The following is a 2,599-nucleotide window of genomic DNA, read 5'->3' on the forward strand; positions in this document are numbered from 1 at the left end:
GACGCGGGGGCGCAGCGCGTCCTCGGCCAGGGTCCGGCGCATGAAGGTGGGCCAGAGCGCGCGCGGCGTCGCCGGCTCGGCCGGCAACGGCTGGCGCGGCGCCTCGCGCGCGGGCTCGGCCATGGCCGTCTCGGATGCCATACGCATCATCGCCCGCCCTCCTGCCTCGTCCCGAATGAGGCCACCGTGCCAGAGTGGCGCGGCGCGGTGCAACGAATGGTTGTAGCATCACGCCCACTTGACCGCTCCGGGCCACGTTGCGAGACGGCAAGCCGACCGAGGAGGAACGAAGCATGCCGACACGCCGCCGCACGCTGCTGGCCGCGACCGCGACCCTGGCCCTGCCGGGCCTTGCCCGCGCGCAGGACCGCACCATCCGCCTCGTCGTCCCGGCCCCGCCCGGCGGCCCGACCGACATCCTGGCCCGCGTCACCGGCGAGAAGGCGGCCGCGACGCTCGGCCAGCCGGTGGTGGTGGACAACCGCGCCGGCGGCGGCGCGGTGATCGGCTCCGAGGCGACGCATCGCGCGGCGCCGGACGGGCTGACCATCATGGTCGGCCACAACCAGTCGCATGCCTCGAACCAGGCGATGATGGCCCGACTGCCCTTCCACGTGGTGGACGGCTTCACGCCAATCGCCAAGCTCGGGACCGTGCATCACGCCACCGTCGTGCCGGCCAATTCGCGCGCGCGGACGATGGCGGAACTCGCGGCGCTCGGACAGAACGGCGGGCGGCTGAACTACGCCTCCTCCCAGGCCGGCTCGGCGAGCCACGTGATCGCGGAGACCTTCGTCCGTCGCAACCGCATGGATGCGACGCATATCCCCTTCAACGGCGCGGCCCCCGCGGCGACGGCGACGGTCGCGGGTCAGGTCGATTTCTACGTCTCGACCTTCCCCTCGGTCGCCGGGCTGATCCGCGAAGGCCGGCTGCGCGCGCTGTCGGTTGGCGCGCCGCGGCGCCTGACGGACTTTCCGGACATCCCGACGACGGAGGAAGCAGGAGTGCCCTACATGGCGGTCGATGCCTGGTTCGGCCTGTTCGGCCCGCCCGGCCTGCCGCGCCCGATGGCAGAGCGCCTGGCGACCGCCTTCATCGGCACGCTGTCCGATGCCGAGGTGCAGCGCCGGCTTGCGGCGGCGGGCTTCACGCTTGCGCCGATGGGCCCCGAGCCCTTCGCCGCCTTCCAGCGCGCCGAGGTCGCCCGCTGGGCCGAGATGGTGCAGCTGACCGGGGTGCGGCTGGACAGCTGATCGCGGCGCTGGCGAAGCGCGGGCTACCCGCCCGCCTTCTCCCAGCCGCGCGGCCCCTGCTGCCAGTAGGTCAGCGCGTGGCCGCCGGCCTTGGCCTCCTTCCAGCGCTGCCGCGCCGCCGCCACCGCCGCCTCGTCCGCGCCGTCGAAGAGATCGAGCACGCGGTCGAAGCGGTCGAGCCGCACGGAGGTCGTGCCCTCCAGCAGCACGAGGAAGCGCGCGCCGTTCGGCGCTCCGGCCTCGCCCGCATCCTCCGTCGTCAGCCAGATCGGCTGCAGTTCGGGATGCCCCGTCGCCGGCGTGCCATGCGGCAGCCAGTCGGGATCGCCCGCGGTCCAGAGCGCAGCGTCCAGCGCCTCCAGCCGCTCGCGCGTCGCCAGCAGCACCATCGCCCGCCCGCCGGCGCCGAGGACGCGGCCGAGCAGCTTCGGCAGCGCCTGTTCCAGCGGCGTGCGCGTCAGGTGGTAGAAGCCGTACTCGGCCATGCGGCGCCTCTACACGCGGCCGCCGGCGGGCGCCACGGGCGCATGGTGGTCCGGCTCCTCGAAGCGGCGCGCAACAAGGTCGTCGAGCAGCCGCACGCCGAAGCCGGTCGGTCCCGCGGGGCCGAGCGGATGCGGCGCGTCCGCCGTATCGACGCCAGCGATGTCGAGATGCGCCCAGGGCACGTCGCCCGCGAATTCGCGCAGGAAGGCGGCGGCGTGGCAGGCATCCGGGATGCGCCCCGCCGCCCAGCCGCCCTCGCCGCGCGAGGCGGGCATGCATTGCCGCAGATCGGCGATGTCGCTCGCGAGATCGGCGCGGTGCCCCTCGCCGATCGGCATCGGCCAGAGCTCCTCGCCCACCGCAGCACCCGATGCGGCGACCGAGGCCATCAGCCCGTCATCGTTGCCGAACAGACCCGCGCGGTGATGACCGAGCGCGGTCACGATCGAGCCCGTCAGCGTCGCGAGGTCCAGCATGGCGCGCGGCCGGAAGGCGCTCGCGGCGTGGTGCAACGCATCGGCTAGGACGAGGCGGCCTTCCGCGTCGGTGTCCACCACCTCGACCGTGCGGCCCGACAGCGTGCGCAGCACGTCGCCCGGCCGGTAGCTCGCCGCACCCACGGCGTTCTCCGCCAGCGCCAGCACGGCGACCGCGGGGCAGGGCGAGCCGCGCAGCGCGAGCGCCAGCATCGCGCCGGCACAGGCCGCCGCGCCGGCCATGTCGGCGCGCATCGTCTCCATCCCCTGCGCCGGCTTGATGGAGACGCCGCCGGTATCGAACACGATGCCCTTGCCGACCAAGGCGACCGGCGGCGCGGCGACGCTGCCGCGCCAGCGCAGGACGGCGAGGCGCGGCGG

3 protein-coding genes are annotated in these 2,599 nt (G+C 74.6%); 1 reads left to right on the plus strand and 2 read right to left on the minus strand.

Annotated elements, in window-relative coordinates; translation table 11 throughout:
- The first annotated feature begins 293 nt into the window (after positions 1–293).
- Positions 294–1,256, plus strand: a complete 963-nt coding sequence (locus tag L2I40_RS21750; RefSeq protein WP_237217338.1) for a Bug family tripartite tricarboxylate transporter substrate binding protein — start codon at positions 294–296, stop codon at positions 1,254–1,256.
- A 23-nt stretch (positions 1,257–1,279) separates the two neighbouring features.
- On the opposite strand, the gene L2I40_RS21755 is transcribed toward L2I40_RS21750, so the two are convergent.
- Positions 1,280–1,741 carry a DNA polymerase III subunit chi gene (locus L2I40_RS21755; RefSeq protein ID WP_237217340.1) on the minus strand — a complete coding sequence of 154 codons (462 nt, stop codon included), beginning with the start codon at positions 1,739–1,741 and terminating at the stop codon, positions 1,280–1,282.
- 9 nt (positions 1,742–1,750) lie between these two features.
- Positions 1,751–2,599, minus strand: an 849-nt coding sequence (locus L2I40_RS21760) for a leucyl aminopeptidase family protein (RefSeq protein WP_237217342.1), incomplete at its 5' end; no start/stop codon positions are given.

The organism is Falsiroseomonas oryziterrae (assembly GCF_021864505.1).
Lineage (GTDB): Bacteria > Pseudomonadota > Alphaproteobacteria > Acetobacterales > Acetobacteraceae > Falsiroseomonas > Falsiroseomonas oryziterrae.